This window comes from Pseudomonas sp. ICMP 561 (genome assembly GCF_002699985.1).
Taxonomy (GTDB): domain Bacteria; phylum Pseudomonadota; class Gammaproteobacteria; order Pseudomonadales; family Pseudomonadaceae; genus Aquipseudomonas; species Aquipseudomonas quasicaspiana.
In genome coordinates this window covers 169,383-195,017 of the sequence record NZ_LKBT01000004.1, presented here as the reverse complement: position 1 = coordinate 195,017, position 25,635 = coordinate 169,383, and the positions used below count along the sequence as shown (strand labels likewise).

Annotated in this window: 16 protein-coding genes and 1 pseudogene; 9 read left to right on the top strand and 8 right to left on the bottom strand. The window is 55.7% G+C overall.

Annotation, left to right across the window (positions count from 1 at the left end; all coding sequences use genetic code 11):
• Positions 1–12 precede the first annotated feature (12 nt).
• The gene (locus AO242_RS05420) at positions 13–459 is read right to left on the bottom strand and encodes a response regulator (protein WP_027899830.1); all 447 of its coding nucleotides are present in this window, start codon (positions 457–459) and stop codon (positions 13–15) included.
• Positions 460–712: 253 nt separating this feature from the next.
• Between AO242_RS05420 and AO242_RS05415 the strand changes: the two genes are divergently transcribed.
• Complete coding sequence (locus AO242_RS05415; protein WP_099267964.1) at positions 713–2,647, top strand: DUF294 nucleotidyltransferase-like domain-containing protein; 1,935 nt, start codon at positions 713–715, stop codon at positions 2,645–2,647.
• Between the two features lie 14 nt (positions 2,648–2,661).
• Positions 2,662–3,375 (top strand): 3'-5' exonuclease, encoded by a 714-nt coding sequence (locus AO242_RS05410; RefSeq protein ID WP_099267963.1) that lies wholly within the window; start codon positions 2,662–2,664, stop codon positions 3,373–3,375.
• A 995-nt stretch (positions 3,376–4,370) separates the two neighbouring features.
• On the opposite strand, the gene AO242_RS05400 is transcribed toward AO242_RS05410, so the two are convergent.
• The gene (locus AO242_RS05400) at positions 4,371–11,462 is read right to left on the bottom strand and encodes a PI-PLC X phosphodiestherase-like domain protein (RefSeq protein ID WP_257153377.1); all 7,092 of its coding nucleotides are present in this window, start codon (positions 11,460–11,462) and stop codon (positions 4,371–4,373) included.
• Positions 11,463–12,044: 582 nt separating this feature from the next.
• Positions 12,045–13,343: a glycine-betaine demethylase subunit GbcA gene (gene gbcA, locus AO242_RS05395; RefSeq protein WP_027899826.1), complete on the bottom strand. Its 1,299-nt coding sequence runs from the start codon at positions 13,341–13,343 to the stop codon at positions 12,045–12,047.
• 319 nt (positions 13,344–13,662) lie between these two features.
• Between gbcA and gbcB the strand changes: the two genes are divergently transcribed.
• A complete protein-coding gene (gbcB, locus tag AO242_RS05385) occupies positions 13,663–14,763 on the top strand; it encodes a glycine-betaine demethylase subunit GbcB (RefSeq protein ID WP_027899825.1) in 1,101 nt (366 codons plus the stop codon).
• A 122-nt stretch (positions 14,764–14,885) separates the two neighbouring features.
• Here gbcB and AO242_RS05380 read toward each other — a convergent pair whose 3' ends face one another.
• The 3 genes and pseudogenes from AO242_RS05380 to AO242_RS30375 form a co-directional block, all read right to left on the bottom strand.
• Complete coding sequence (locus tag AO242_RS05380) at positions 14,886–15,593, bottom strand: hypothetical protein (RefSeq protein ID WP_099267961.1); 708 nt, start codon at positions 15,591–15,593, stop codon at positions 14,886–14,888.
• A 524-nt stretch (positions 15,594–16,117) separates the two neighbouring features.
• Complete coding sequence (locus AO242_RS30380) at positions 16,118–16,981, bottom strand: methyl-accepting chemotaxis protein (RefSeq protein WP_406644026.1); 864 nt, start codon at positions 16,979–16,981, stop codon at positions 16,118–16,120.
• A pseudogene (locus AO242_RS30375) lies at positions 16,973–17,728 on the bottom strand (MCP four helix bundle domain-containing protein); the annotation flags it as partial. The pseudogene AO242_RS30375 and the gene AO242_RS30380, both read right to left, overlap by 9 nt.
• Positions 17,729–18,158: 430 nt before the next feature.
• Between AO242_RS30375 and AO242_RS05370 the strand changes: the two are divergent.
• Both AO242_RS05370 and AO242_RS05365 read left to right on the top strand, forming a co-directional pair.
• Positions 18,159–18,392 (top strand): hypothetical protein, encoded by a 234-nt coding sequence (locus tag AO242_RS05370; RefSeq protein WP_027899824.1) that lies wholly within the window; start codon positions 18,159–18,161, stop codon positions 18,390–18,392.
• The gene (locus tag AO242_RS05365; protein ID WP_099267959.1) at positions 18,389–18,691 is read left to right on the top strand and encodes a cell division protein ZapA; all 303 of its coding nucleotides are present in this window, start codon (positions 18,389–18,391) and stop codon (positions 18,689–18,691) included. The genes AO242_RS05370 and AO242_RS05365 overlap by 4 nt, the downstream gene beginning before the upstream one ends.
• A 106-nt stretch (positions 18,692–18,797) precedes the next feature.
• Here the strand turns inward: AO242_RS05365 and AO242_RS05360 are convergent, their stop codons facing one another.
• A complete protein-coding gene (locus AO242_RS05360) occupies positions 18,798–19,838 on the bottom strand; it encodes a threonine aldolase family protein (RefSeq protein ID WP_099267958.1) in 1,041 nt (346 codons plus the stop codon).
• A 230-nt stretch (positions 19,839–20,068) separates the two neighbouring features.
• On the opposite strand from AO242_RS05360, the gene AO242_RS05355 reads away from it, so the two are divergent.
• Both AO242_RS05355 and alaC read left to right on the top strand, forming a co-directional pair.
• The gene (locus tag AO242_RS05355; protein ID WP_099267957.1) at positions 20,069–20,836 is read left to right on the top strand and encodes a TraX family protein; all 768 of its coding nucleotides are present in this window, start codon (positions 20,069–20,071) and stop codon (positions 20,834–20,836) included.
• A 208-nt stretch (positions 20,837–21,044) separates the two neighbouring features.
• The gene (gene alaC, locus AO242_RS05350) at positions 21,045–22,265 is read left to right on the top strand and encodes an alanine transaminase (protein ID WP_099267956.1); all 1,221 of its coding nucleotides are present in this window, start codon (positions 21,045–21,047) and stop codon (positions 22,263–22,265) included.
• A 54-nt stretch (positions 22,266–22,319) separates the two neighbouring features.
• Here alaC and AO242_RS05345 read toward each other — a convergent pair whose 3' ends face one another.
• Positions 22,320–22,535, bottom strand: a complete 216-nt coding sequence (locus AO242_RS05345; protein WP_141562185.1) for a hypothetical protein — start codon at positions 22,533–22,535, stop codon at positions 22,320–22,322.
• A gap of 562 nt (positions 22,536–23,097) precedes the next feature.
• Here AO242_RS05345 and glyA point away from each other — a divergent pair.
• Together glyA and AO242_RS05335 are read left to right on the top strand one after the other, a co-directional pair.
• Positions 23,098–24,351, top strand: coding sequence for a serine hydroxymethyltransferase (gene glyA, locus AO242_RS05340; RefSeq protein WP_099267954.1), 1,254 nt, complete (start codon positions 23,098–23,100; stop codon positions 24,349–24,351).
• 17 nt (positions 24,352–24,368) lie between these two features.
• A complete protein-coding gene (locus AO242_RS05335; RefSeq protein ID WP_027898961.1) occupies positions 24,369–25,619 on the top strand; it encodes a sarcosine oxidase subunit beta in 1,251 nt (416 codons plus the stop codon).
• The last annotated feature ends 16 nt before the right edge of the window (positions 25,620–25,635 follow it).

Below are 25,635 nucleotides of genomic sequence, written 5' to 3'. Positions count from 1 at the left end.
ACGGGGCGATCCTCACTCCATCCCCAACTCTCTCTTCACCAGCTTCACCAACTGCTTGGTGTTGATGGGCTTGAGCAGGAAGTCCAGCACGCTCAGGTGCATGGCATCGATGGCATCACGCACGTTGGCGTCACCGGACACAATGATGATCGGCAACGAAGCTCGCTCGGAATCGCGGACCTGACGAATCAGGTCCAGGCCGTTACACGGAGCCATGCGCAGGTCGGTAATCAGCAGAGCGATGCTGTCACGGGTGCGAAGCAACTCCATGGCGCTGTTACCGCCAGCCGCCGTCAGACAACTTATGTCGTTGAGGCTGAGGATTTCGGCCAGCAGTTCGCGCGCGTCCCGGTCATCGTCCACGATCAGCACCCGTTGCTCCGAACTGGACGGCGGCGCGAGCATCACCTCATGCAGAGCTTCGCGCTCTTCATCGCTCAAAATATCGTAATCCAGCATAACCGCCTCATTCCTTTGCACTGACTGACAAAAACACCGGGCTCTGCCCGGAGATATCTGTGTGCTTTTTTTGCTGGCGCCCTTGCATTCGAACAAGGGCCGTCCCAAGCATCGTACAACTCTGTACAGGTGCTTTTTACACCATGAAGGTAAGAGTCAGAAATCTTTTTGTTGTCGTAAGACTTACGTCCAATGGGCACTACCCCTCAAGCGGCCGACCATAGCCTTCAATAAAAACAAAGCGGTGCTGGTCATGAGTCGAGCCGATGCATTCACCCAGGCCGGGAAAACAGCGGTGTTGCAGAACATTCACGGCACCATGCAATTCCTGCAAAAATTCCCGCCATTCGACCATATGGAAAATGCGCACCTCGCGTATCTGGTCGAACAATGCCAACTGCGTTTTTACGCCGCCGACGAGAGCATCATCAAGCCGAGCGATGGCCCAGTAGAGCATTTCTACATCGTCAAACAAGGGCGAGTGGTCGGCGAGCGTCCTCACACAGCAAAAGGCGGCACTGAAACCACCTTTGAAATCACCACCGGTGAATGCTTTCCGCTGGCCGCTCTGCTGGGAGAACGAGCTACGCGCACCGAGCATCTGGCCGCTGAAGACACCTTTTGCCTGCAGTTGAACAAGCAGGCGTTCATCAAGCTGTTCGCGTTATCCACAACCTTCCGCGACTTCGCCTTGCGGGGCGTCAGCAGCCTGCTGGATCAGGTTAATCAGCAGGTCCAGCAACGCGCCGTTGAAACCCTCGGTACCCAATACTCCCTCAATACCCGGCTTGGCGAGCTGGCCATGCGTCATCCCGTGATGTGTACGCCTGATACGCCAATGCGTGAAGCTGTGAAGCTGATGCACGAGCAACAAGTTGGCAGCATCGTGATCATAGACCAGCATCAGGCACCGCTAGGGATTTTCACGTTGCGTGACCTGCGTGAGGCCGTGGCCGACATCAATGTCGACTTCAGCCAGCCGATCCAGAGCCGCATGATTCAGGCGCCCTTCCATCTCAGCCCTGACGCCAGTGCCTTTGATGCGGCCATCGCCATGACCAGCCGACACATTGCGCATGTCTGCCTGGTCAGAGACGGTCGCTTGTGCGGCGTGGTATCAGAAAGGGACCTGTTCTCTCTGCAACGGGTCGATCTGGTTCATCTGGCTCGCACTATTCGCACGGCACCGCGCATCGACAGCCTGTGCAACCTGCGCGGCGATATCGTGCAACTGGTGGATCGCATGCTGGCCCATGGCGCGTCCTCGACCCAGATCACCCAGATCATCACCCTGCTCAACGACCACACCGTGTGCCGCGTGATCGAGCTGACGCTGCAAGAGCGCGGCGACCCTGGCATCCCCTTCAGTTGGCTGTGTTTCGGCAGCGAAGGCCGTCGTGAGCAAACCCTGCACACCGACCAAGACAACGGCATTCTGTTCGATGCCAAGGACGCCGCTGAAGCGGAGCATATTCGCGGCCTGCTGCTGCCGATTGCCGAGCGCATCAATCAGAACCTGGCGCAATGCGGCTTCACGCTGTGCAAAGGCAACATCATGGCGAGCAACCCGGAGCTCTGCCTTTCCCGGGCTGAATGGTCCCGACGCTTTGCCGCGTTCATCCGCGACGCAACGCCGGAGAACCTGCTCAACTCCAGTATCTATTTCGATCTGCGAGTGGTGTGGGGCGAAGAAAGCGGCGGCGAGCAGTTGCGTCAGCAGATCCTCGACCAGGTCGCCGACAACCGCCTGTTCCAGCGCATGCTGGCAGAGAACGCACTGCGCCAGCGTCCTCCTGTGGGACGCTTCAAAGACTTCGTCCTGGCTCGCAAAGGCAGCGACAAGGACACCCTGGACCTCAAGACCCAAGGCCTGACACCCTTCGTCGATGGCGCGCGCGTGCTGGCGTTGGCCAATGGCGTTGGCGTCAACAACACCCTGGAGCGCCTGCGCCAGCTGGTTGCACGCGAAGTCATCGACGCTCAGGACGGCGCCGCCTATGAGGAGGCCTACCACTTCATTCAACAAACCCGCATGCAGCAGCATCAACTGCAAAGCAGACAGAACCTGCCGTGGTCCAACCGTATCGATCCAGACACCCTGAACCATCTGGACCGGCGGATCCTGCGTGAATCATTGCGCCAGGCCCAGCGCCTGCAAACCAGTCTGACGCTGCGTTATCAACTATGAGTGTGTTTACCAGCATGAACCTGTTCCAATGGCTACGCCCCCGGCCACCAAAACCGACGCTGGAAAAACGCGATCAGCAGCGTCTGGCTAACCTTGCTTCGGCAGCGCCCCTTAGCGAACACCCGCTGCGGCAGCAACGCTGGGTAGTGGTCGATCTGGAAACCAGCGGCCTGAACATGAACCGTGATCAGGTGCTATCCATCGGTGCAGTGGTCATCGAGGACGGGGCCATTGACCTGAGTCAGCAGTCCGAACGAACGTTGCTGTGCCCCAACAAAAAAGCCACCCCCGCCGTATTGATTCACGGCCTGGCACCCAGCGCGATTGCGGCGGGTAGTGAGCCTGTGCAGGCCCTGCTGGATTTCATGGAGTTTGTGGGTGAAAGCCCGCTGCTGGCGTTCCATGCGCCGTTTGACCAACACATGCTGAGTCGGGCACTGAAAGACAACCTGGACTACCGGCTTGAGCATCACTTCTTAGATGTAGCGGACATAGCACCGATGCTTTTTCCACAGGCTGGTTTCCGCAAGGCCGGGCTTGATGACTGGACACAGTTCTTCGGGCTGCATGCAGAAGAGCGCCACCACGCCAGCGCCGATGCGTTGGTGACAGCAGAGCTGGCGCTGATCCTGTTCAGCCACGCACGTCGCCAGGAGATCGGCAGCCCCGCCCGTCTCGACCAGAGCCTGAGCCAATGGCGTCGGCGGCAGCAGAGTCATTCTTTCTAAAGCCACTGAGCAGAACGGTAGGAGCGAACTTGTTCGCGAGCGCTTCTACAGACGATGAATATCTATAGCCTGCGCCATCTCTTCGCGAACAAGTTCGCTCCTACCGAGGTTATTCAAGCCTGTGAGCGTCAAGCCCCGCCTGCCTCGATCGGAGCTAGTGGCGTCGGCGGCGGCAGAGTCATTCGTTCTAATACCCGTTTCGACGGGCTCAGGTGATTCGTTGGAGCGAGGCTTGCCCGCGAATACAGGCGCCCCGTTTTATCAGGTCTACCGCGTCATCGTTCTTCGCGGGCAAGCCTCGCTCCCACAGGGTATCGCGTTGTGCGAGATGTAGGAGTTGTGCACATTGGTTGTTAGTGGCTCTGTGGATAAGTTGTTCGCTGATCCCTGCATCCCATGCTGGCCGCGCCTTACAGCTCATTGATCGAAAAACAACCAGCATAACCCACGGTTTTTATTGGTTTTTCATTGTGGATAAAGCATCCACTGGATAATTAGATCATTCACAACTACCCACAAAGTCTGTTGGCGCTTCTGTGGACAAGTTGTTCGCTTACCTCTACAGACCAAGTATATAAAGGCCTGCAAGAAAACGATCAAAAAACGACCAATCTCAACAAAAAAGCTTAAACCCCCTCCTGTCAACCTTGAAAGACGGGGTTTTCAGCAGTTTTCCACAGACCACAGGCGATATCTCCAGAGTTGCCCCCAAAGTCTGTTGGCGCATCTGTGGATAAGGTGTTTGTGTTCGGCTGCAGCCCTTATTATACGAGGCCTACAATGAATTGATCAATTATTGATCAATATCCACAACAAACTGAGATCCTGAATAAGTCACGGTTTTTATTGGTTTTTTACAGGGTGAATAATCGACTTCCCCACAATTGCTGTGGGTGGTCTTGTGGATAAGTTGTTTGCTGAAGCTGGCAGAGGGCGGCGGCGTTGGCCCAGAGCGGTATCGATCGATTTCTGATCAACACCGTTCCTTACGCCCTCTATTCGCCGCAATCAAGGGCGTGCCCCTCCGGCCAGAAATACAAGAACGAAATCTGCCCCCCTAATTTGTGCCCTCTGCATCTGCGTACCTTGACGTATTCATTCTCGAAATTGCTTTCAAAATTACCAATGACCACTGGCATCAGAATGTCTTTCTTGACCCGAACCTCTGCGAGTCCTTGGCTGTAGTCGCCGTAAGGGTGTCCGACCACTGAAAAGTAGGAGCCGGCCCTCGCCTGGACGATGACGGCGGAATCAATCTCATCGTTGTCGCAACCATAGCTGTTGTTACCGTGGCCAGCCCTTACGTTCTGCCTTGTGAACGGGACGGTACAGACGATGTTTTGCTGTGCGTTCACCTCTTCATAAAACACCACCTGAGCGTCTGCAAAATCTTCAGTATCCGGGGTGGTTCTGATCTTTATCCGAGAGACTTTCCCGTCGAGGCCATTATTGCGGAAGGCCAGTTTTCGGTACCAGAAGTTGTCCTCAGAACCCTCCAGTGAATTGATCCTGACCCGTTGCCCCAAGGGTACCGACTGCTTCATATCAATAAGGGTGAAGTCATCCTGACGGTCTGCGCCTGGGCTGTCATACAACTCGATACGTGTCCCGGCGCTGATACCGTCCAGTTCCATGGACCTGATTTCATCGTTTTCGCAACCACGTGTAGCAAGTCTCAAGTCGTAGTGCTCGCCACTCCCAGGCACACTTTGACCGCCAGGCAGCACGCAAACCGTATCCCCGTCGCGGTTACCGTTATTGCGTTCATAGAAGTAAAAACCACCTTGGGTCATCGCGGCGACGTAAGGGAACGCATCGCCCACCTGATTAAAGTCGATGGCCAGGAAATTGGGATTTCTCCAGCCAGTGTTCTGACCGCAATAACGCTCCACGCGACGTTGCAGCCATGTCAAATTATTATCCATATCCCCGGCATGGGCGGTGCTGCTGCCCCATGAGTGGAATTGATTGAGCACAAAGGGGCGATTAAACGTGCCATACACTTTGCGCAGTGACAGTTCGAGATCGTCGTAGCGGGTTCGGCATTCCCAGTTGTGGATTATTGCCGTATCACCAAGGTTGTAAGTATTCTCAACCTGAGTATCTCGAGCCTGTAAAATAGAAACAGTTTTGCCTCCATTCGTATAAGCACCCCAGCTACTACCATCGCTAAACATGACAAGTCTTTTATTAGTATTAATCATTTGCTGCAAAGTGGGCCATGGCCCATTTATTGGAGGCAAGACACTGTAACTAGCAAGCTCAGGAAACTGATCAAGCACTGCTTTCAATTCAGCGCGTGAAACAGTAGATTCAAACGTTATCGTGATGACGGCGTCCCTGTTCGTTCTAAGAAGCTCTAAAAAGACCGAAAAAGCGTCACGCAAAAGTGGATCATTTGTCCAGCAATAACCGATGGGCATTAAATGACAGACTCTGATCTGCCCCCCGTCTGGAGCGCCGCTCCCGTCCAGATGTATATCTATCATAAAGGCACGAACGCCTCGATTGAAATGATCACGCAACGTCTGAACCATTCCCCGGTCGCCAATATAAGCATTGTGTGCAGTGACCCAGCTGTATTCGTCAAACGGCTTGGAGAAGTCATTCACACCTTGGGCTGTCCATCGTGCGGTATCAATATTTTCCCAGTTGGCAAAGCTGAAGGCACCGTTCGGGTAAGGGGCGTAATGCGCATATGGCAACCCCGTCATCCTGGAAGTGAAATACAAATGTTGCTGACGATCCCAATGGATTGCCCCTGGCCAGGTAGGTTCAAACCAGGTTTTCGGGTCTTGCCGGGTCCCGGCATGCGTGCCCGTATACTCCCAAGCATCATTACTTTGCCCACCACCGGGGTAATTCCCGAGGTCGGCGGCAGGGTACCCCTCTCTCTTAGCCTTGAAGAAGGTAGTCAGACCCGCATTCTCGTAACGATGAAAGTCACCTATATACGTATATTCCGCCCACCCTTTTGGATCATCGTAAGTGCCGCGATGTATCGAGTGGTACTGCCAGTTTTCATTGTCGACTTCCGAGACTGGATAGTACCGGCTATGGCTCGACGGACGCCCTTCGTATTTGGCCCGGAATAACAAGCGCTTGCCTCCGTAGAGGTAGGCATTCAAATCCCCGGTGAGGGAATAGTCATACCATCCATTAGGAATAGCTGGGGTGCCATCTCCCTTGCGCATGAACTGCCACCATTCATTATCAGTACCGAAGGCGGGAAATTTTTTCTCCGGCACATCATTAGGTCGACCGGGCGGATCGGCCTGTCCCTGAAATTTGGAAGCAAACAACATCTGTTGATTGGCGACAGTTCCAGAGTGGATCAAACCTGGCTCGGTATAATCATTATATCTTTTGGGATTTTCGATGGTGCCGCTAGTATGAATAAACCCTGAATAAACCCAGTTATCGTCGTCCTTCAACTCGGCGGGGTATATCCAGCTATTATTGGCAGGGACTCCAGCGCGTTTAGGGCTATAGAAAGCACGAACACCGGACCTGCTTGCATAGTTAAACGCACTCGGCCATGTGACTTCCTCCCACTCTTTAGGATCCTCTTTAGTCCCTGCATGTTTCGATGTACCAAAAAACTCCCAGTTTTCGTTACTCATTTCACCCATTGGTAACGGCCATTGTGTTCCCGGGATGCCATCATTTTTTGCGATGTAGTATCTGGCCCCCACCGGGTTTCGGCTGCTAACGACTATTACACCAGGCCAAACCGGTTCAAGCCCGACATCTTTGGGGTCTTCCACAGTACCTGCATGGATACCAGTAGCGACGTACCGCCAGTGCTGATCGCTGGACTCACCATCGGGATACTCCCATCCATTCGCCAGCCCGCTGCCAGCAAATCGAGCCTCGAAATAACGAATGCTCGTAGCGAGTTTGACTTGGTGAATAGCACCCCTCCAAGTGATCTCATTCCACTCATGAGGCTCGGCGAAAGTACCGGCGTGCTCAGTAGTTCCAATATAAGCCCACCAATCATTACTGCTTTCGTCGGTGGGGTAATGCCAAAGATTTGTTTTATCCGAGGGCGTCCCCGTCATTTTCGCGGAAAAGTACAGGATCCTGCTGCCGATGTCGTAGTTATGGATACGACCGGGCCACGTGTATTCGATCCATTCTTTAGGGTCGGAATAGGTACCTAGATGCCGAGTAACTCCCAAAAAATCCCAGTTTTCATGATTTTCCGGTCCTGAGGGAGGCTCAATGTAGAGCATGGGGCCGTTTTTCTTGGACCTGAACAACTCTCCCGAAAGCGGATACCAGTGCACTGCCCCCTTCCAGGTTGTTCCTAAGAATAGACTGGGAGAGGACAGCGTGGCAGGGAGTATCGAACTACTGATGAATACCCATGCGCTGTTATAGGGCGTAGGCATGCCGTGCTCGGATGGATCCCCCCAAAATGTCGAGCTATAAAATGACCGAAATGGATGATCAGGACCAACAATTTCCTCCGGAAAACCTAGCATATATATAGCGCCAGGCCAGCTTATATCACTCCACGGTTTTGGATCGTCCCAAGTTCCGGCATGAACGCCAATATCAACGAGATCCCAACGCTCATCGCTATTGGGGGGCACTGGAAAAACCCACCCGGATTCAGGCGGCACGCCGTGAATCTTCGACCTCACGTAGTAGGCCTTACCTAGCCGCTCGAATCGGTGAATCGCATCTGGCCAGGTCATTTCATGAGCATCTTTAGGCGCAAGCACCGTGCCCGGCTGCGAGTTTTTCCCTACATACGTCCAGTCATCATTACTGGCCCCGACAGTGGGCGGGAATGGGTGGGTGGTGTTGGCAACGCCGGTGAACCTGGCCTGATAGTAAATATCAGTGGCGGTGCGGGTCAGCTTGTGAACATTGCCCGGCCACGTCAAAGCGGTACCGGTATGCGGATCATCCAGCGTACCTGCATTGCTATTGCGCCCGAGATATTCCCACGCGGCACTACTGCTTTCATCGGTGGGCAGTGGATAAGCATCGCCTATCACTTCAAGATTGCCGGAGAGCAATTTGTTGCGGTAATACATTTTTCCCTGCCCATCCTGGCGCATATGTATAGCGCCTACCCAAGACACTTCCCGCTGGTCTTTAGGGTTTATGAGGCTACCGCTGTGACGTGATTCGCCTGCAATATCCCAGTAGGCGTTTCTGCCAGTTTCAGGATAGGGCCAGTCATGCTCGGCGGGCAGACCGTCCACCTTCGAAGTCAGATAAACCCGTTTGCCATCTATGTGCACAGCGTGTATCAGCCCGGGCCATGTGAAATCATTGGCTCCTTTCGGATCGCCCCACGTGCCTTGTCGCAAGTTTTTCCCGAGGTATTCCCAGTACTCATTGCTGGCTTCTGCGTCTGGATACGCCCAGCCATTTTCTTCGGGCTGGCCATTTACGAGTGATCGGAAATAGAGCGTCTCACCCTCGACAGTACCGGTATGAATGAGCCCAACGACGGTGACCTCATTGAAGACTTTCGGGTCTGCAAATGTGCCATTGTGAAAGACCATGCCCACCAAGTCCCAATAGGCTACGGCGGAGGCACTCGGAACTGGCCACTGATCCTCGGCGGGGTTGCCAAACTGTTTGGCCAGATAGAGCGTGTCCTGACCTAGAAAACGGTTTTTATGAACAGCCCCCGGCCAGGTCTTACCCTGCAGGTTTTTGGGGTCGACGTAAGTCCCCGCTTGGTCAGTTGTAAACTCAAAGCCCCAGAACGCATTGCTGGTAGGGGTTTCGGGGTAAGGCGTTTCTGCACTTGGTACCCCGTCAAACTTCGATTTCAGGAACGTCAACTTGCCTTCAATGGTGGTCTGATGAACAGCGCCAGGCCATGTGGGTTCGTTGAAGGATTTCGGATCGGTGAAGGTTCCGGCGTGCTCGCCCACGTATTCATAAAACTCGTTGGACTCGGTCCCCGAGGGATATACCGCGCCGATATTTTTTGCGTAGCCACTAAATTTGGAGCGGTAGAGTTTCTGGCTTAACAAGTCGCGTTGATCGGCAAAGATCACCCCTGGAGCACTCGGCATGTTGCGCTCACGGGGAGCTTCGACAGTACCGCTGTTAGCGGCTAACGAAATGACGAAGTCCCATTGGTCATTGCTTTCCTCCCCTTCGGGGTACATCCACCCTTCAGGGCCCGGCTTGCCAGCCTGCTTAGCGGCAAAGACAATCTGTTGTGGCTCGTCTAGATGCAAGGCACCTGGCCAAGTCATATCATCATTGCCCTTGAAGTCACCTGCAGTACCCGCATGTTTGAACACACCGATGAATTCCCAGTGCGCCGTACTGGCTAGCGTCACAGGATAAGGCGTGGCAGGGCTCGGCCAGCCGGTGATGCGCGAACGGACCAACGCCCGCTGCCCGGCGATCTCGGCCTCATGGAAAGCACCGACGCGAGTGATGTCATCAAAGGGTTTCAGGTCTGTCATCAGCCCTGCGTGGTGACCGACGAACTCCCAGTTAGGGTCTGCCAGACCCACCGTGACAAAGCTGTCGATATCGTCGGCGGGGTAGCCTTCGATGTGCGAGATGTAATAGCTACTTGGATGATTGCCGTTGTTATCCACATAAACCGAGCCGGGCTGACCGTAATCGTTGAAGCGCCGTGGCTCCTCGAACGTACCCGGCGCGGGCACGAACGGGATAACTTGCCAGTCCTCAGTGCTGGTAGCCGTAGTTGGCAGTGGCCAGTCATGATCGGCCGGGTTGCCCTCCTGCAACGACCTGAAGTATGTCAATTGCCCGTCGAGAGTCGTGGCATGCACCGCACCCGGCCATGTCAGCTCATCCTGCCCTTTTGGGTCGGCGACAGTACCGGCATGAGTCGATATGCCCAACGGCTGCCATGCCTGTGTATCGGTGTATTGCCATCCACCTTCAGGTGCGTAATGTGAGGCCAGCGAGCGGAAAAAAGCCTGACCACTGCCCTGCGGCTGGGCGTGAATCTGGCCTGCCCAAGTGAACTCGTCCTGATCGTTTTTGGGGCTCTGCCAAGTGCCCGCGTGTGCGGAGACTGATACCAGAGTCCAGTAATCGTTACTTTTCAGCTCACTCGGATAAGGCGTTTCAGAGGATGGCGTACCTTCTAGACCGCGAGGGTGCAAAGACACCCATTTGCCTGCGATTCGAGCACGATATGTACCACTGCCCAAGAGAGGCTCACCAAAGACTTTAGGATCAATAGCCGACCCTTCGTGACGGCCCTTGTAGACCCATAAATCGCTCGACTGGGTGGTCTGGGGAAATACCGCGTCCATCAATGCCGGGAAACCCGTGAACCGGGACGCCCAGTAGTGATGACGCACGGCGCTGAGTGGCTGGAGATAATAAGAACCTGCCTGGGTGCTTCGCGCACTCCATGGCTTGGGTGCGGCAACAGGGATACCCGAGTCGGTCCCGGCAAATTTCCAATAGCCTGCGCCTTGTTCGCTATCAGGCGCGGGCCAGGCGTCGATCAGCGGATGCCCGGTGCGCAGCGCGACGTAAAACGAATGGTTTGGCTCGTATTTCATGAACACACCAGGCCATGCCAGGTCCTCGATGCTTTTCATGTCTATCTCGGTACCAGACTTCTCGAAGAAACCGAGGAAATCCCAAAAATCATTACTTTGTGAGGTGGTTGGGTATGGCGTTTGCGAGCTGGGCAGGCCCGCGATTTTCGAGCGTAGCAGCGCCTTTTTGCCTTCTATTTGCGCAAGGTGAAGTGCGTCGATACGAGTGGGTTCGGTGAAGGGTTTGAGGTCCGGTCCCAATCCTGAATGTTGACCTGCATAGGTCCAGAATTCACTGGATTGCGGTATGTCAGGGAAGACGGGGTTGGCCTGCTCGGGCTGGCTGTCGAACGCTGCTATGTAGAACGCGCCTGGTTGAACCTTGGTATCAAGAAATACCGCACCTAGCCATGCGGGTTCGGTGATGAGTCGGGGCTCTTCGAATGTTCCAGCGTGGATTTCTTCCCTTACCGTCTGCAGGGCAGACTTGCCCGTTGCTGCGTTGAGCATGAGCGCCAGTAAACAACTCATGAGCATTGCAACGAGCAGCGCACTCCTGTGCATTGGCTTCATGTTCAGCCTCTCTTCAATTGCAGACGCGCAATGGAAAAATTGCTCGGAATACACACTCGAGAGTCATCTGATGGTAGGGCGGGAGGGACGGCGCGGGTACTGGTAGAAATGACAGTTTTTAAGACTGTTTCGGAGTGTCAAAGCGAGTGGAGCTAACTTTCAGAGGGCAATGGCAGCCATCTGATTATATTTCCGAGGGCGGTTCTGAAGATGAGGTGTTTGCTGACGCTGAAGACGTCCGATCGGGTTGCGCTGGCGGGGATTTGATCAAAATTTGAGCCAAGCCACGGCAGAAGGTTAACCCGTGGGAGATTCTATGTTTGCCTGCAAGCGTTGATCCCTGATGGGAGCGAATTCATCCGACGTATCAACTGCGCCTGGCAGGTCTTCGCGAATGAATTCCACATAGGCCGCGTTTTACCGTAGGACCGGCTTTAGCCGGGAGAGCGGTGTTTCTGCCGACGAAAATTTAGCGAATATCCCGGAGCTCTCCCGGCTGAAGCCGGTCCTACAAGATCAAGCTTGCAGGCCAACATAGAATCTCCCACAGGTACTTCACCGCAACTAATTAAGCACCGGGCATCACTCGTGATTAACCGCCACGCCCTTCAGGTACGGTGCAGGCTCGGCGCCCATGTTTTCGAGCATGCGAGCACTGTACCAGTCGATGAAGTTGACCACGCCGAACTCATAGGTCTTCGAGTAAGGACCTGGCTGGTAGGCGTCTGAGTTGATCCCGCGCTGGTTTTCTTCAGCCAGACGGCGGTCCTGATCGTTGGTCGCGTCCCAGACTTCGCGCAGGCGAGCCACGTCGTAGTCCACACCTTCAACGGCATCTTTGTGTACCAGCCATTTGGTGCTGACCATGGTTTCCTGAGCGCTGATCGGCCACACCGTGAACACGATGATGTGATCGCCCATGCAGTGGTTCCAGGAGTGCGGCAGGTGCAGGATGCGCATCGAGCCCAGGTCCGGGTTTGTGATCCGGCCCATGAGCTTCTTGCAGCCCTGTTTGCCGTCCATGGTCATGGAAACCGTGCCCTTGAGCAGCGGCATGCGCACGATACGGTTACGCAAGCCAAAAGCAGCGTGAGCGAACGGGATCTTCTCAGCCTCCCAGGCCGCAGCCGATTCGGCGACGTGATCCTTGAACGACTGGGTCGCACGCGGATCTGTTACGTCGTCCCACTCCAGCAACGTATTAAGGAGCTCTGGATGTGAACCAGTGCAGTGATAGCACTCGCGGTTGTTTTCCAGCACCAGTTTCCAGTTGGCCTTTTCCATCAAGGTGGTCTGCACCGCCACCTTGGTGTTTTCCATGTCGTACGGTTCCATGTAGTGCTTGAGGGTCTGCAGGAACTCGTCGATGGCAGGCGGGTTTTCCGCGAGGCTGATGAAGATATAGCCACCCGCGGTTTTCACGTTGATGGGCTTGAGGCTGAAGTTCTTCATGTCGAAGTCATCGCCCATTTCGCTGCCCGCGTACAACAGACGACCATCAAGCTCGTAGGTCCACTGGTGGTATGGGCACACCAGTTTGGCGACCTTGCCCTTCTCCTTGGTGCACAGACGCGAACCACGATGGCGGCAGACGTTGAAGAAGGCATTGACCGCGCCATCCGGACCGCGCACCACAACCACCGGGTTCTTGCCGATCTGCAGCGTCAGGTAGTTACCCTTGGCCGGAATCTCGGCGGTCATGCCTGCGATCAACCACTCTTTGTGGAAGATCTCCTGCATGTCGATTTCAAACAACCGCTCATCACTGTAGAAAGGCTGCGGCAGCGAATAGGTGCGTTCGCGATTCTGCAGCATTTCGGCAGTGGCCTTACGTGCCGGTTCCAGCGGATCGCCCAAGCTCAAGGTTGCGGTGACGTCCATCGTTTGAAGTCCTCATGACCATACGGTTTACGGTCGGCGAATTTGGCTAATACGGTTCTTTGTGGCGTTTGGCACGCAAGACGGCGATTGTTTTGCCGCTCATGCTTTTCGATAAACATTTAGTGGCGAGTGTGGAGTCCGGCGCAGACTTGACCTTATCCATGGGCGACATGGCCGAATCCGTTCCCGACGCGCTAATGCAGGTAATCAGGGGCTGGTCGCGATAAGTACGCCGATGTCGCTGGCAGGTAAGTGGGTGGTCTGCGCCTTACGCAGAATTCGCATCATGAGGCCGGTCGTCGGCCGTTGGAGATTCAGCATGTCCCAAAGCTTCCTGAGCCCGGTAAATACCCAGACATGGGCGAACGGCCGTCACCTGGTTCGCGTCGTCAAAGTGATCCAGGAAACCTGGGACGTGCGCACCTTCTGTTTCATGGCTGACCAGCCGATCATGTTCTTCTTCAAGCCCGGTCAGTTCGTGACCCTGGAGCTTGAAATCGAAGGCGTGCCGGTGATGCGCTCGTACACCATTTCCAGCTCGCCTTCGGTGCCTTACAGCTTCTCGGTCACCATCAAGCGCGTGCCTGGCGGCAAGGTTTCCAACTATCTGCACGACACGCTGCATGAAGGTCAGGAGCTGGCGGTCCACGGTCCGGTCGGGCTGTTTAACGCTATCGACTTCCCGAACCCGAAAATCCTCTACCTGAGTGGCGGCGTCGGCATCACGCCGGTGATGTCCATGGCGCGCTGGTTCTACGACACCAACGCCAACGTCGACATGGTGTTCGTGCACAGCGCCCGCACCCCCAAAGACATCATTTATCACCGTGAACTGGAACACATGGCGTCGCGGATCGATAACTTCAGCCTGCACCTGATTTGCGAAAAGCACGGTCTCGGCGAGCCCTGGGCCGGTTATCGCGGGTATCTGAATCAGAAGATGCTAGAGCTGATGGTGCCGGACTTCATGGAGCGCGAGGTGTTCTGCTGCGGCCCGACGCCTTACATGACGGCCGTCAAACGCCTGCTGGAAGCCAACGGTTTCAACATGGCGCAATACCATGAGGAATCGTTCGGCGCGACGCCTCCCGAAGCCCGTGCCGATGCTGTGGAACAAGCGGAAATCGCTGCTGACGCACCGGAAGTCGATGCATCGGATTTGCATCAGGTGGAATTCACCGACACCGGCAAGAGCATCCGCGTGGCACCGGGCGAAACCGTCCACGCAGCCGCAGCCAAGCTCGGCCTGATGATCCCCAAAGCCTGCGGCATGGGCATCTGCGGAACCTGCAAGGTGATGAAACTCAGCGGCGAAGTGGAGATGGAGCACAACGGCGGGATCACCGAAGAAGACGAAGCCGAAGGCTACATTCTGTCGTGCTGCAGCATTCCGAAGGGGGATGTGCGGATCGAATATTAATCGTTTGAGCGATTGATACAGGTAGGAGCGAACTTGTTCGCGAGGCGATTTACCTGGCAAAGCAGGTCTGACGCCTCACTAACAAGTTGGCTCCTACAGGAAATCCAAAGCGTGGGAGCCTGTCACTCGACCCCATACATCTTCATGCTTGAAGCATTGCCTGGATCGCCACTCACCGGATCGACATAGTAAGAATGCACTGTCGCCCTCCCCCCATCCGCCAGAACCCTATCAAACCAGGCCTTGGGCACCTTGAATGTCATCGGGACCGAACCAATTGAAGTCTTGCTCTCCGAATGATTCGTGTTGTTTGGACCCATAGCACTCGCTGTAATAACGTCGCCAGCCTGAGCCCCCGGATAATCAACCAGCAGTGTCGCGCCGGAGATCGGAAGACTCGAAACAACAATGGAGTCGGCGACAGCTTCCTGTATAACCGGAGCAGGTAACGGCTCCGGAACTGAATCAGTAACTGTATAGTGAGCGGCCTCAGATATAGCAATAACACTATGATCATCCGCCCGCAGAAAGTACTGAAAACTTACAGACCGCTTTCCACTAAAGTACGCTCTAGGCACCTTGAAGGTCAAAGAAATCGCTCTATCCGGAACGACTTGCGTTTCATCGTAGTTGTTGGGAGGCGTCAGTCCCCACGCCTGGACTCTATCCCCTGTCTTGATGCCGTCATAGGCAACGACCAAGGTAGCGCCTTCCGGCTCAAGACTCCCGAAGTCTATAGTGCTCTCACCATCAATCACCTGAGCCTCCAGCACAACGGGCTCTTTCAACTTGACCGGGGCATTCGATTTTTCATCCTGTTTTACGCTCATTACATATCCCTCTTGAAATTGACACTTGGCCACGAAATATCACACAAAGCCGCCAAAGCAAAAGGCTCATTCATGTCGACGTAGAGCGATACTAAACAGGAGGAAATACGGTGTCACTGTCATAACTAACAGGTATCTAATCTGCGCAAAAAATAAATAACTGCACAAAGCTATAACTTTCAATGCATTAAAAAACAGCCATGAGTTTGGCTATCTTAGTCATTCCAAAATGTTCTAGCTAACTCTGCAGGAGGGGATGTATCGGGATCGAGCACTCATTATCAGGGACGGCAAGAGACCTGTGGGAGCGAATTCATTCCCACATAGACCGCGCTATTCCGTAGGACCGGCCGGGCGGCGTTCCGCTTTAGCCGGGAGGACGTCGGGACATTCGCTAAATATCCTTCGCTAGTAATACCGCCCTCCCGGCTAAAGCCGGTCCTACGGGATTGCAGGTGAACATAGAATCTCCCACAGGTATTCACAGCCCCGGAATCTGATTCCTATGGGCCGGGTATCAGCGCTTACAAACTAAACCTTGAAACCATGCCGTTCAGGTCAACCGCCAACCGGGTCAGCTCGCTGCTGGCGGCACTGGTCTGGGTGGCACCGTCAGACGACTGGGCCGACAGATCACGGATGTTCACCAGGTTGCGGTCCACTTCACGAGCCACTTGAGCCTGCTCTTCGGCGGCACTGGCAATCACCAGGTTGCGCTCGTTGATTTCCACTACAGCGGTGTTGATGGTGTCCAGCGCCAGGCCTGCGCCTTTGGCGATGCTGAGGGTCGACTCAGCACGCTCAGTACTGTTACGCATTGAGCTGACTGCCTGTTCAGTGCCACCTTGAATGCTGCCGATCATGCGTTCGATTTCGCTGGTGGACTGCTGAGTACGATGCGCCAAGGCACGCACTTCGTCCGCGACCACGGCAAAACCACGACCGGCTTCACCGGCACGCGCCGCTTCGATGGCAGCGTTGAGGGCCAGCAGGTTGGTCTGGTCAGCCAGACCGCGAATCACATCCAGCACTTTGCCGATGTCACGGGACTCTTCAGCCAGATTACCGATCAGTGTTGCAGTGCTCTGCACGTCACCGCTCATGCGTTCGATGGCATTGACCGTTTCCTGAACCAGATCACGACCGTCGCCCGCCGATGCAGTGGCGTTTTTCGAGGCTTCAGAAGTACTGACCGCATTACGCGCCACTTCTTCCACGGCACTGGTCATCTGGTTGACAGCAGTAGCGGCTTGTTCGATTTCGTTGTTCTGCTCAGCCAGGCCACGAGCGCTTTCGTCGGTCACCGCATTCAACTCTTCAGCAGCAGAAGCAAGCTGGGTGGCGGAACCCGAAATACGCGTCAATGTGTCACGCAGCTTTTCCTGCATTTTTTGCATGGCGGCGAGCAAACGACCGGCTTCGTCAGTACCGTCGGCTTTGATCGGGCGAGTCAGATTACCCTCGGCGATGGTTTCGGCGGCTTCAAGCGCTGAAGCAATTGGCTGCGTGATACTGCGGGTCAACAGCCAGGCGAACAGAATGGTCAGGATCGTGGTGGCGATCAGCAGACCCACCACCAGGGTGAATGCCGACGCATACTGCCCGGCTGCGTTTTTGTTGGTATCACTCAGTTGCCTGGCATTGATCTCGACCAGCTTGGCCAGCGCTGCGTTCATCTGATCGGAGTTAGCCAGCGTTTCTTCATTGAGCAATTTTCCTAATTCATCAATCTTGCCAGCACGACTCAGGTTTTTAATGCGCTCCTCTAGCTGGCGGTAATCGCCCAGCAATCGCACGTATTGGTTGTAAGCGGTCTGCTCTTCAGGAGAGGCAATGAATGTCTCATAGACAGCCTGGGCGTCAGTGATTTGCTTGTTACGCATGGCGAACAAATCGATGGTTTTGCTCTGAATGTCCGGTTCGCGGTTGATCAGTAGACGATAGGAAAGAACGCGCAGGCGAATGCTGATTTCGGTGAGTCGGTCCAGACTCTGGATGCTGGGAACGCTGCTTTTGGCGATTTCATCGCCTGCGTCACGGATCTTGCTCATCTGCGACAGCGCAAAAACGCCGAGGACCAACATAAGGGTGCCGATCAAGGCGAAGCCTAGAAACGCGCGGGGCGCGATATTCATGGTGCGTAATGACATGGGTTTTCCAATAGAAGAAGCGCATTCCTTGCGTTGAATTGAATAGAAGAGGTGGTGATGCCTATCGGTTACAGGCTGAGGGACTTGAGGCCGCCACACTGAAATCAGGCGTGGCGTAAGGTCGCAGGCTCTTTTCGATATAGCAAAAAGCCATGCAAGTCATTGAAAGGCAAAGTTTACGGGGCCTTGGGTTAAAAACTCTGAAATATCGAAGGCGACATGTTTTCTCGGTCCGGCCAGACTGACGAGCAGCAGGAACCAGATCGGAAAATCACAGTCAACAGGGCCTGTTTATGCACTTGCCTTCAGGGAGGACGCAGCGCGCCAGAACGCCGTTATTTAAGTGGCTTAACTGGTATGCGCAGTGACTTTTCTTTAAGGTGTGCGCCCGTTGAAATTTGCTAGAGAAATCAAAATGTTGGAAGCATCCCTTAGCCAGTTGGAACAACTCGTCAGCGATCTGGTGCAACAAAACCAGCAACTGCAAAGCACAAACGCTCAGCTCAGCACGGAGCTGGCCCAAGCCAGGGATGACAACGACAGTCTGCAACTGAGTCTGATGGAGCAGGAAGAGAAACAAGGTGCCACTGCGGCGCGGATTCAGGCCCTTGTTGACCGTGCGACCAGCGCAAGCGCAGTCAGCGCATGAGCACTGACAGAAACGGGGTGACGGTCGTTTCGATTCTCGGCAACGACTATTCGATCAAGGCCCCGGCCGGTGAAGAGCAAACCCTGCAGCAAGCCACCGCATTGCTGCGCGCATCGCTGGCCGATACCAAGCGCAAATACCCGACGCTGATTGGCGACCGCCTGCTGGTGCTGGCCGCCCTTAACCTGTGTTCGCAGCAGATCGAGCTCAAACAGCAACATCAGGTCGAGCTGGACCTCTGCCGCGAGAAGGTCGATGCGACGGTGGAAGCGATTTCGAAGACGATTGCGCAGGGCTGATTCGAATACACAGGTAGGAGCGAACTTGTTCGCGAGGCGGCGCATCTGACACACCGCGTCGCCAGCATCGCCAACAAGTTGGCTCCTACCGGAATTGCATCGCGCGTTAAGCCCCCATCACCAACCGGATATCCGCTGCCAACTCACGCACGCGGGCTTCTTCGGTGTCCCATGAGCACATGAAGCGCGCGCCGCCATTGCCGATGAAGGTATAGAAGCGCCAGCCCTTGGCCGTCAGTGCCGCAATGGCAGGTTGTGACAATTGCAGAAACACACCATTGGCCTGCACCGGGAACATCAGTTCAACACCCGGAATATCCTTCACCAGCGACGCCAGCAATTGCGCGCAATGGTTGGCATGATTGGCGTGTTTGAGCCAGGCATCACCTTCCAGCAGCCCAACCCAGGGTGCTGAAAGGAAGCGCATCTTCGACGCCAGTTGCCCGGCCTGCTTGCAACGGTAATCAAAGTCTTCAGCCAGCTTGTGGTTGAAGAACAGAATCGCCTCGCCCACCGCCATGCCGTTCTTGGTGCCACCAAAGCACAGCACATCGACACCCGCCTTCCAGGTCAGCTCAGCGGGTGAACACTCGATAAATGCACAGGCGTTGGCAAATCGCGCGCCGTCCATGTGCAGATTCAGATTCAACTCTTTGCAGGTTGCGCTGATCGCCTTGAGTTCTTCTGGCTGGTAAACACTGCCGACTTCGGTGGCTTGGGTCAGGGTCACGACCCGAGGTTTCGGGTAGTGAATATCCTGACGTTTGAGCGCCACTTCGCGGATCGACTCAGGCGTCAGCTTGCCCTGTTCGCTGCGTGCAGTGAGCAGCTTGGAGCCGTTGGAGAAGAACTCCGGAGCGCCGCACTCGTCAGTTTCGACGTGAGCGGTTTCCGAGCAGATAACGCTGTGATAGCTCTGGCACAACGAAGACAGGGCCATTGAGTTGGCCGCCGTGCCGTTGAAGGCGAAGAACACTTCACAGTCGGTTTCAAATAATTTACGGAATTGATCCGAGGCACGCGCGGTCCATTCGTCATCGCCATACGCACGTTGATGGCCGTGGTTAGCCTGTTCCATCGCAGCCCAGGCTTCAGGACAGATGCCCGAATAGTTATCACTGGCAAACTGCTGGCTTTTATCGGTCATGGCCGAATCCTTGTCATTGATTATGCTGCGCACTGTAGCGAAGATCGCAGGGCTTGGTCATTAGCTGCCTTGTTGCAGATAGCTTTGGTAGGAGCGCGCTTGCCCGCGATGGCGTCAGGTTAGCCGACAAAGATGTTGATTGACCTGACGCCATCGCGGGCAAGCGCGCTCCTACAGGGCTGATATTAAACCGGCCTCGTTGCGAAGAACCCCCAAAACGCTGGAGAGATATGGATCTTTCGAACCCGCCTTACCTGCCCGGACGCGACAAGGCGCTCGACTTGCTCAAGTGGCTGGCGATGCTGGCCATGGTACTCGACCACTTGCGCTATGTCGGCTGGTCGATAGATCTGCTGTACGTCCCGGGCCGCCTGGCATTCCCTTGGTTCTGTCTGGCGATTGCGGCCAATCTGGGTCGCAAATCCGCGCTGTTTCCTGACCCCAAAGTGCAGTGGCGTTATCTGGGATGGATGCTCTTGTTCGCGGTACTGGCCGAGCTGCCCTATCGGCTGTACATGGCGGATGACGCCCATACGCTGAACGTATTGCCGACGCTGGTGCTCGGTTTGCTGATCGCCCAAGGCTGGCGACACCGATTGCCTGCAACACGATTGATGGCACTGGGTTCGCTGCTGATCGCCGCACTTTTTCACAAATACCTGATGTTTGGTTTCTTTGGCACACTGCTGCCGCTGGCGCTTCTGCTTGTGCTGCATCGGCCGCTCTGGTTCGCCTTGTTGCCGGGCGTGATTTGCGTGGCGAGCAATGCCTGGCCGCAGATGTTTGCTGGGGCCGCCTGGGGTGATCCGATCTCCATCGGTTCGCTGATGGTTTGCCTGACCGCACCCATGCTCGGATTGGCATTGCTGCGTCGCCGTCTGACATTCCCGGTCAAACCGATGCGGCGCTGGGCATACGCGATCTATCCCGCGCACTTTCTGGTGTTGTTGGGGTTGCGGGAGATATTGGCAATATGGATCACACCCGCCCCCCTGTAGGAGTGAGCTTGCTCGCGATGGCGTCTAGTCAGATGATAATTGTCTGAATGACACAGCGCATCGCGAGCAAGCTCACTCCTACAGGGAATAGGGCGGTCTGAAAATCCCTGTAGACAAAACGCCAGCAGCGCCCTTATCTTCAGCGCTGGTCACCGCAGTGGCCAACGTCGCTCGGACGGTTCCGGGCGCTTACGTATCTGAGGCCTCCATGGCAGACCTACCTTCGCCGCGCCGTTTTGCGCGGATCGATCGACTCCCCCCTTATGTCTTCAATATCACCGCCGAGCTGAAAATGGCCGCGCGCCGTCGTGGTGAAGACATCATCGACTTGAGCATGGGTAATCCCGACGGGCCAACCCCACCGCACATCGTCGAAAAACTCGTTACCGTCGCCCAGCGTGAAGACACTCACGGCTACTCGACTTCGCGTGGCATTCCGCGTCTGCGTCGGGCGATTTCCAACTGGTACAAAAAACGCTACGACGTCGATATCGACCCGGAAGAAGAGGCCATCGTCACCATCGGCTCGAAGGAAGGTCTGGCGCACTTGATGCTCGCCACCCTCGACCAGGGCGACACGGTATTGGTACCGAACCCGAGCTATCCGATTCATATCTACGGCGCGGTGATTGCTGGCGCCCAAGTGCGTTCGGTGCCACTGATTCCCGGTGTGGACTTCTTCGCCGAGCTGGAAAAAGCCATTCGCGGCTCGATCCCCAAGCCGAAAATGATGATCCTCGGCTTCCCGTCCAACCCGACCGCGCAGTGCGTGGAACTGGATTTCTTCGAGCGCGTGGTTGCGCTGGCCAAGCAATACGACGTGTTGGTGGTTCACGACCTCGCCTACGCCGACATCGTCTACGACGGCTGGAAAGCCCCGTCGATCATGCAGGTGCCGGGCGCCAAAGACATCGCTGTCGAGTTCTTCACCCTGTCCAAAAGTTACAACATGGCGGGCTGGCGAATCGGCTTCATGGTCGGCAACCCGGAGCTGGTCAACGCTCTGGCGCGGATCAAGAGCTACCACGACTACGGCACATTCACACCGCTGCAGGTCGCGGCCATTGCTGCACTGGAAGGCGATCAGCAATGCGTGCTCGATATTGCCGAGCAGTATCGCCAGCGTCGTAACGTGTTGGTCAAAGGTCTCCATGAACTGGGCTGGATGGTCGAGAATCCAAAAGCGTCTATGTACGTCTGGGCCAAAATTCCACCCGCCTACGCCCACCTTGGTTCACTGGAATTCGCCAAGAAGCTGCTCGCCGAAGCCAAGGTCTGTGTTTCGCCGGGTGTCGGTTTTGGTGAGTACGGCGATGATCACGTGCGCTTCGCGCTGATCGAGAATCAGGACCGGATTCGCCAGGCCGTGCGTGGCATTCGCGGGATGTTCCGGGCGGATGGGCAGTTGCCGGGCAAAGTTGTGGTCTGATTGCGACATGAAGCAAAACATCCCCCTGCAAGAGGGGGATGTTGACGCGTGACCTCAATCAGCGTGCGCAAGACCAATTGTGATTCTCATAAAGCCATCACTTTGCTCGAACTCTCGATAGCTAATCACATATCGAGTAGTGCTTCCGACAGTGGCAAGATAATCGCCCTTGTTGATGTATTTGAGCGCTTCCTGGCTCGGGATATTTTCCAGTACCAGAAACGACTTCCCGTCTTTTTTCTGGATTTCAACGTTCTTACCCATTGTCATGACCTCATATTCCTTCACGATGGCGGGCACATAACTTCTGCCCAAAATCAAGAGACCTCATGACCGAAACCAACTCCTTGACGAAGCGATCTTACCGCTGAGACTAGCCTCGGCGTAACTGTCAGAAATGACAGTGGCGACTGGCCGCATCTGTTGGATATGTATGGGCAAAGCTCTGGTCTGATTGCGACATTAGCGGCACAAAATCCCCCGGCATCCCCGGGGGATTTTTTTGAAACACTGATCCTGTAGGAGTGAGCTTGCTCGCGATCGGCTGCGCAGCAGTCGTAAATCAGTGTTCATATTTGCACTGACACACAGCAACCAGCCGTCCTATGACCGCTCCGCGGTCAATCGCGAGCAAGCTCACTCCTACAGTTGGGCGACCTCATCCTGCTATTTCTGACTCCTTGCTATCGCATGTCGTAAACGCACCTTTGCGTGGCGCGCGCAGGCATTTGGCGTCTTTGGTCCGGCCCTAGTATCGCTGTCAAAGGGCCCTGCTTAGATGCTGTGGCTCTACCGATAAGTCAGGCGCTACGCCGCCGCTGGGAGAACCGCGATGTTCAGCAAGAATGACCAAATCCAAGGCTATGACGATGCACTGCTGGCCGCGATGAATGCCGAAGAGCAGCGTCAGGAAGATCACATCGAGCTGATCGCCTCGGAGAACTACACCAGCCAGCGCGTGATGGAAGCCCAGGGCAGCGGCCTGACCAACAAATACGCCGAAGGGTATCCGGGCAAGCGCTACTACGGCGGCTGCGAGCATGTGGATAAAGTTGAAGTGCTCGCCATCGAGCGCGCCAAGCAACTGTTCGGCGCTGATTACGCAAACGTGCAGCCGCACTCCGGCAGCTCGGCCAACGCCGCGGTTTATCTGGCACTACTGCAAGCAGGCGACACCGTGCTGGGCATGAGCCTGGCCCACGGAGGTCACTTGACCCACGGCGCCAAAGTCAGCTTCTCCGGGAAGCTCTACAACGCGGTGCAGTACGGCATCGACACCAACACCGGCCTGATCGATTACGACGAAGTCGAACGCATCGCCGTCGAGTCCAAGCCAAAAATGATCATCGCCGGTTTCTCGGCTTATTCGAAAACCCTCGACTTTCCGCGCTTCCGGGCCATCGCTGACAAGGTCGGCGCTTACCTGTTTGTCGACATGGCTCACGTTGCCGGGCTGGTCGCGGCCGGTCTGTACCCGAACCCGCTGCCGTACGCCGACGTTGTAACCACCACCACTCACAAAACCCTGCGCGGTCCACGTGGCGGTTTGATCCTGGCCAAGGCCAACGAAGAGATCGAGAAAAAGCTCAACTCGGCGGTATTCCCAGGCGGCCAGGGCGGCCCGTTGATGCACGTGATCGCCGCCAAGGCCGTGTGCTTCAAAGAAGCGGCGGAGCCAGGCTTCGTCGCGTATCAACAACAAGTCATCGATAACGCTCAGGCCATGGCGCAGGTGTTCATCGACCGTGGCTACGACGTGGTCTCCGGTGGCACCGATAACCATTTGTTCCTGGTCAGCCTGATCCGTCAGGGCCTGACCGGCAAAGACGCCGATGCTGCTTTGGGTCGTGCGCACATCACCGTCAACAAGAACTCGGTGCCTAACGACCCGCAATCACCGTTCGTGACCTCGGGTCTGCGTATCGGCACCCCGGCGGTCACCACTCGCGGCTTCAAAGTTACCCAATGCATCACGCTGGCCGGCTGGATCTGCGACATCCTCGACAACCTCGGTGATGCCGACGTCGAGGCCAATGTCGCCAGCCAGGTTGCAGCCCTGTGTTCCGATTTCCCGGTTTATAGCTGAGTCAGGAGTAGTTATTCATGCAGCATTACTCAGGCTTCGGCCTTCTCAAACACTCCCTCAGCCACCACGAAAACTGGCAGCGCATGTGGCGCACGCCAACCCCGAAAAAAGTCTATGACGTGGTAATTGTTGGTGGCGGCGGACACGGTCTGGCGACGGCTTACTATCTGGCCAAGGAGCACGGCATCACTAATGTGGCCGTGGTCGAGAAAGGCTGGTTGGGCGGCGGCAACACCGCACGTAACACGACTATCGTACGCTCCAACTATCTGTGGGATGAGTCAGCGCATCTCTACGAACACGCCATGAAACTGTGGGAAGGCCTGTCTCAGGACCTGAACTACAACGTGATGTTCTCCCAGCGCGGCGTATACAACCTGTGCCACACCCTGCAGGACATTCGCGACTCAGAGCGTCGGGTCAGCGCCAACCGTCTCAATGGCGTGGACGGTGAACTGCTCAATGGCAAACAGGTAGCGGAAGAAATCCCGTACCTGGACTGCTCGAAAAACACACGCTACCCAATCATCGGCGCCACCGTGCAACGTCGCGGCGGCGTGGCACGTCACGATGCCGTCGCCTGGGGTTATGCCCGTGCCGCCGATGCGTTAGGCGTGGATTTGATTCAGCAAACCGAGGTCATCGGTTTCCGCAAGGAAAACGGCGTATGCATCGGCGTGGAAACCAACAAAGGTTTCATCGGTGCCAAGCGCGTCGGTGTAGTAACAGCCGGTAACTCGGGACACATGGCGAAACTGGCAGGCTTCCGTCTGCCCGTTGAATCCCACCCACTGCAAGCGCTGGTGTCGGAGCCAATCAAGCCGATTATCGACAGCGTGATCATGTCCAACGCCGTACACGGCTATATCAGCCAGTCCGACAAGGGTGACCTGGTGATCGGTGCCGGTATTGACGGCTATAACGGCTACGGCCAGCGCGGTTCATACCCGGTGATCGAACACACGATTCAGGCCATCGTCGAGATGTTCCCGGTGTTATCCCGCGTGCGCATGAACCGTCAGTGGGGCGGCATCGTCGACACCACGCCGGACGCTTGCCCGATCATCTCCAAAACGCCCGTCCCGAACATGTTCTTCAACTGCGGTTGGGGCACGGGTGGTTTCAAGGCCACCCCTGGCTCGGGCAACGTATTCGCAGCAAGTCTGGCTAAAGGTGAAATGCATCCATTGGCCAAACCTTTCTCCATCGACCGTTTCCACAACGGTGCGTTGATCGACGAACACGGCGCAGCGGCTGTCGCCCACTAACAGGAGAGTCTTCCTT

What these genes read in the sequence shown, in the direction of transcription:
- AO242_RS05420 (WP_027899830.1), bottom strand. Translation starts at nt 459, where the DNA reads ATGCTGGATTACGATATTTTGAGCGATGAAGAGCGCGAAGCTCTGCAT.
- AO242_RS05415 (WP_099267964.1), top strand. Translation starts at nt 713, where the DNA reads ATGAGTCGAGCCGATGCATTCACCCAGGCCGGGAAAACAGCGGTGTTG.
- AO242_RS05410 (WP_099267963.1), top strand. Translation starts at nt 2,662, where the DNA reads ATGAACCTGTTCCAATGGCTACGCCCCCGGCCACCAAAACCGACGCTG.
- AO242_RS05400 (WP_257153377.1), bottom strand. Translation starts at nt 11,462, where the DNA reads ATGAAGCCAATGCACAGGAGTGCGCTGCTCGTTGCAATGCTCATGAGT.
- gbcA (WP_027899826.1), bottom strand. Translation starts at nt 13,343, where the DNA reads ATGGACGTCACCGCAACCTTGAGCTTGGGCGATCCGCTGGAACCGGCA.
- gbcB (WP_027899825.1), top strand. Translation starts at nt 13,663, where the DNA reads ATGTCCCAAAGCTTCCTGAGCCCGGTAAATACCCAGACATGGGCGAAC.
- AO242_RS05380 (WP_099267961.1), bottom strand. Translation starts at nt 15,593, where the DNA reads ATGAGCGTAAAACAGGATGAAAAATCGAATGCCCCGGTCAAGTTGAAA.
- AO242_RS30380 (WP_406644026.1), bottom strand. Translation starts at nt 16,981, where the DNA reads ATGCAGGAAAAGCTGCGTGACACATTGACGCGTATTTCGGGTTCCGCC.
- AO242_RS05370 (WP_027899824.1), top strand. Translation starts at nt 18,159, where the DNA reads ATGTTGGAAGCATCCCTTAGCCAGTTGGAACAACTCGTCAGCGATCTG.
- AO242_RS05365 (WP_099267959.1), top strand. Translation starts at nt 18,389, where the DNA reads ATGAGCACTGACAGAAACGGGGTGACGGTCGTTTCGATTCTCGGCAAC.
- AO242_RS05360 (WP_099267958.1), bottom strand. Translation starts at nt 19,838, where the DNA reads ATGACCGATAAAAGCCAGCAGTTTGCCAGTGATAACTATTCGGGCATC.
- AO242_RS05355 (WP_099267957.1), top strand. Translation starts at nt 20,069, where the DNA reads ATGGATCTTTCGAACCCGCCTTACCTGCCCGGACGCGACAAGGCGCTC.
- alaC (WP_099267956.1), top strand. Translation starts at nt 21,045, where the DNA reads ATGGCAGACCTACCTTCGCCGCGCCGTTTTGCGCGGATCGATCGACTC.
- AO242_RS05345 (WP_141562185.1), bottom strand. Translation starts at nt 22,535, where the DNA reads ATGACAATGGGTAAGAACGTTGAAATCCAGAAAAAAGACGGGAAGTCG.
- glyA (WP_099267954.1), top strand. Translation starts at nt 23,098, where the DNA reads ATGTTCAGCAAGAATGACCAAATCCAAGGCTATGACGATGCACTGCTG.
- AO242_RS05335 (WP_027898961.1), top strand. Translation starts at nt 24,369, where the DNA reads ATGCAGCATTACTCAGGCTTCGGCCTTCTCAAACACTCCCTCAGCCAC.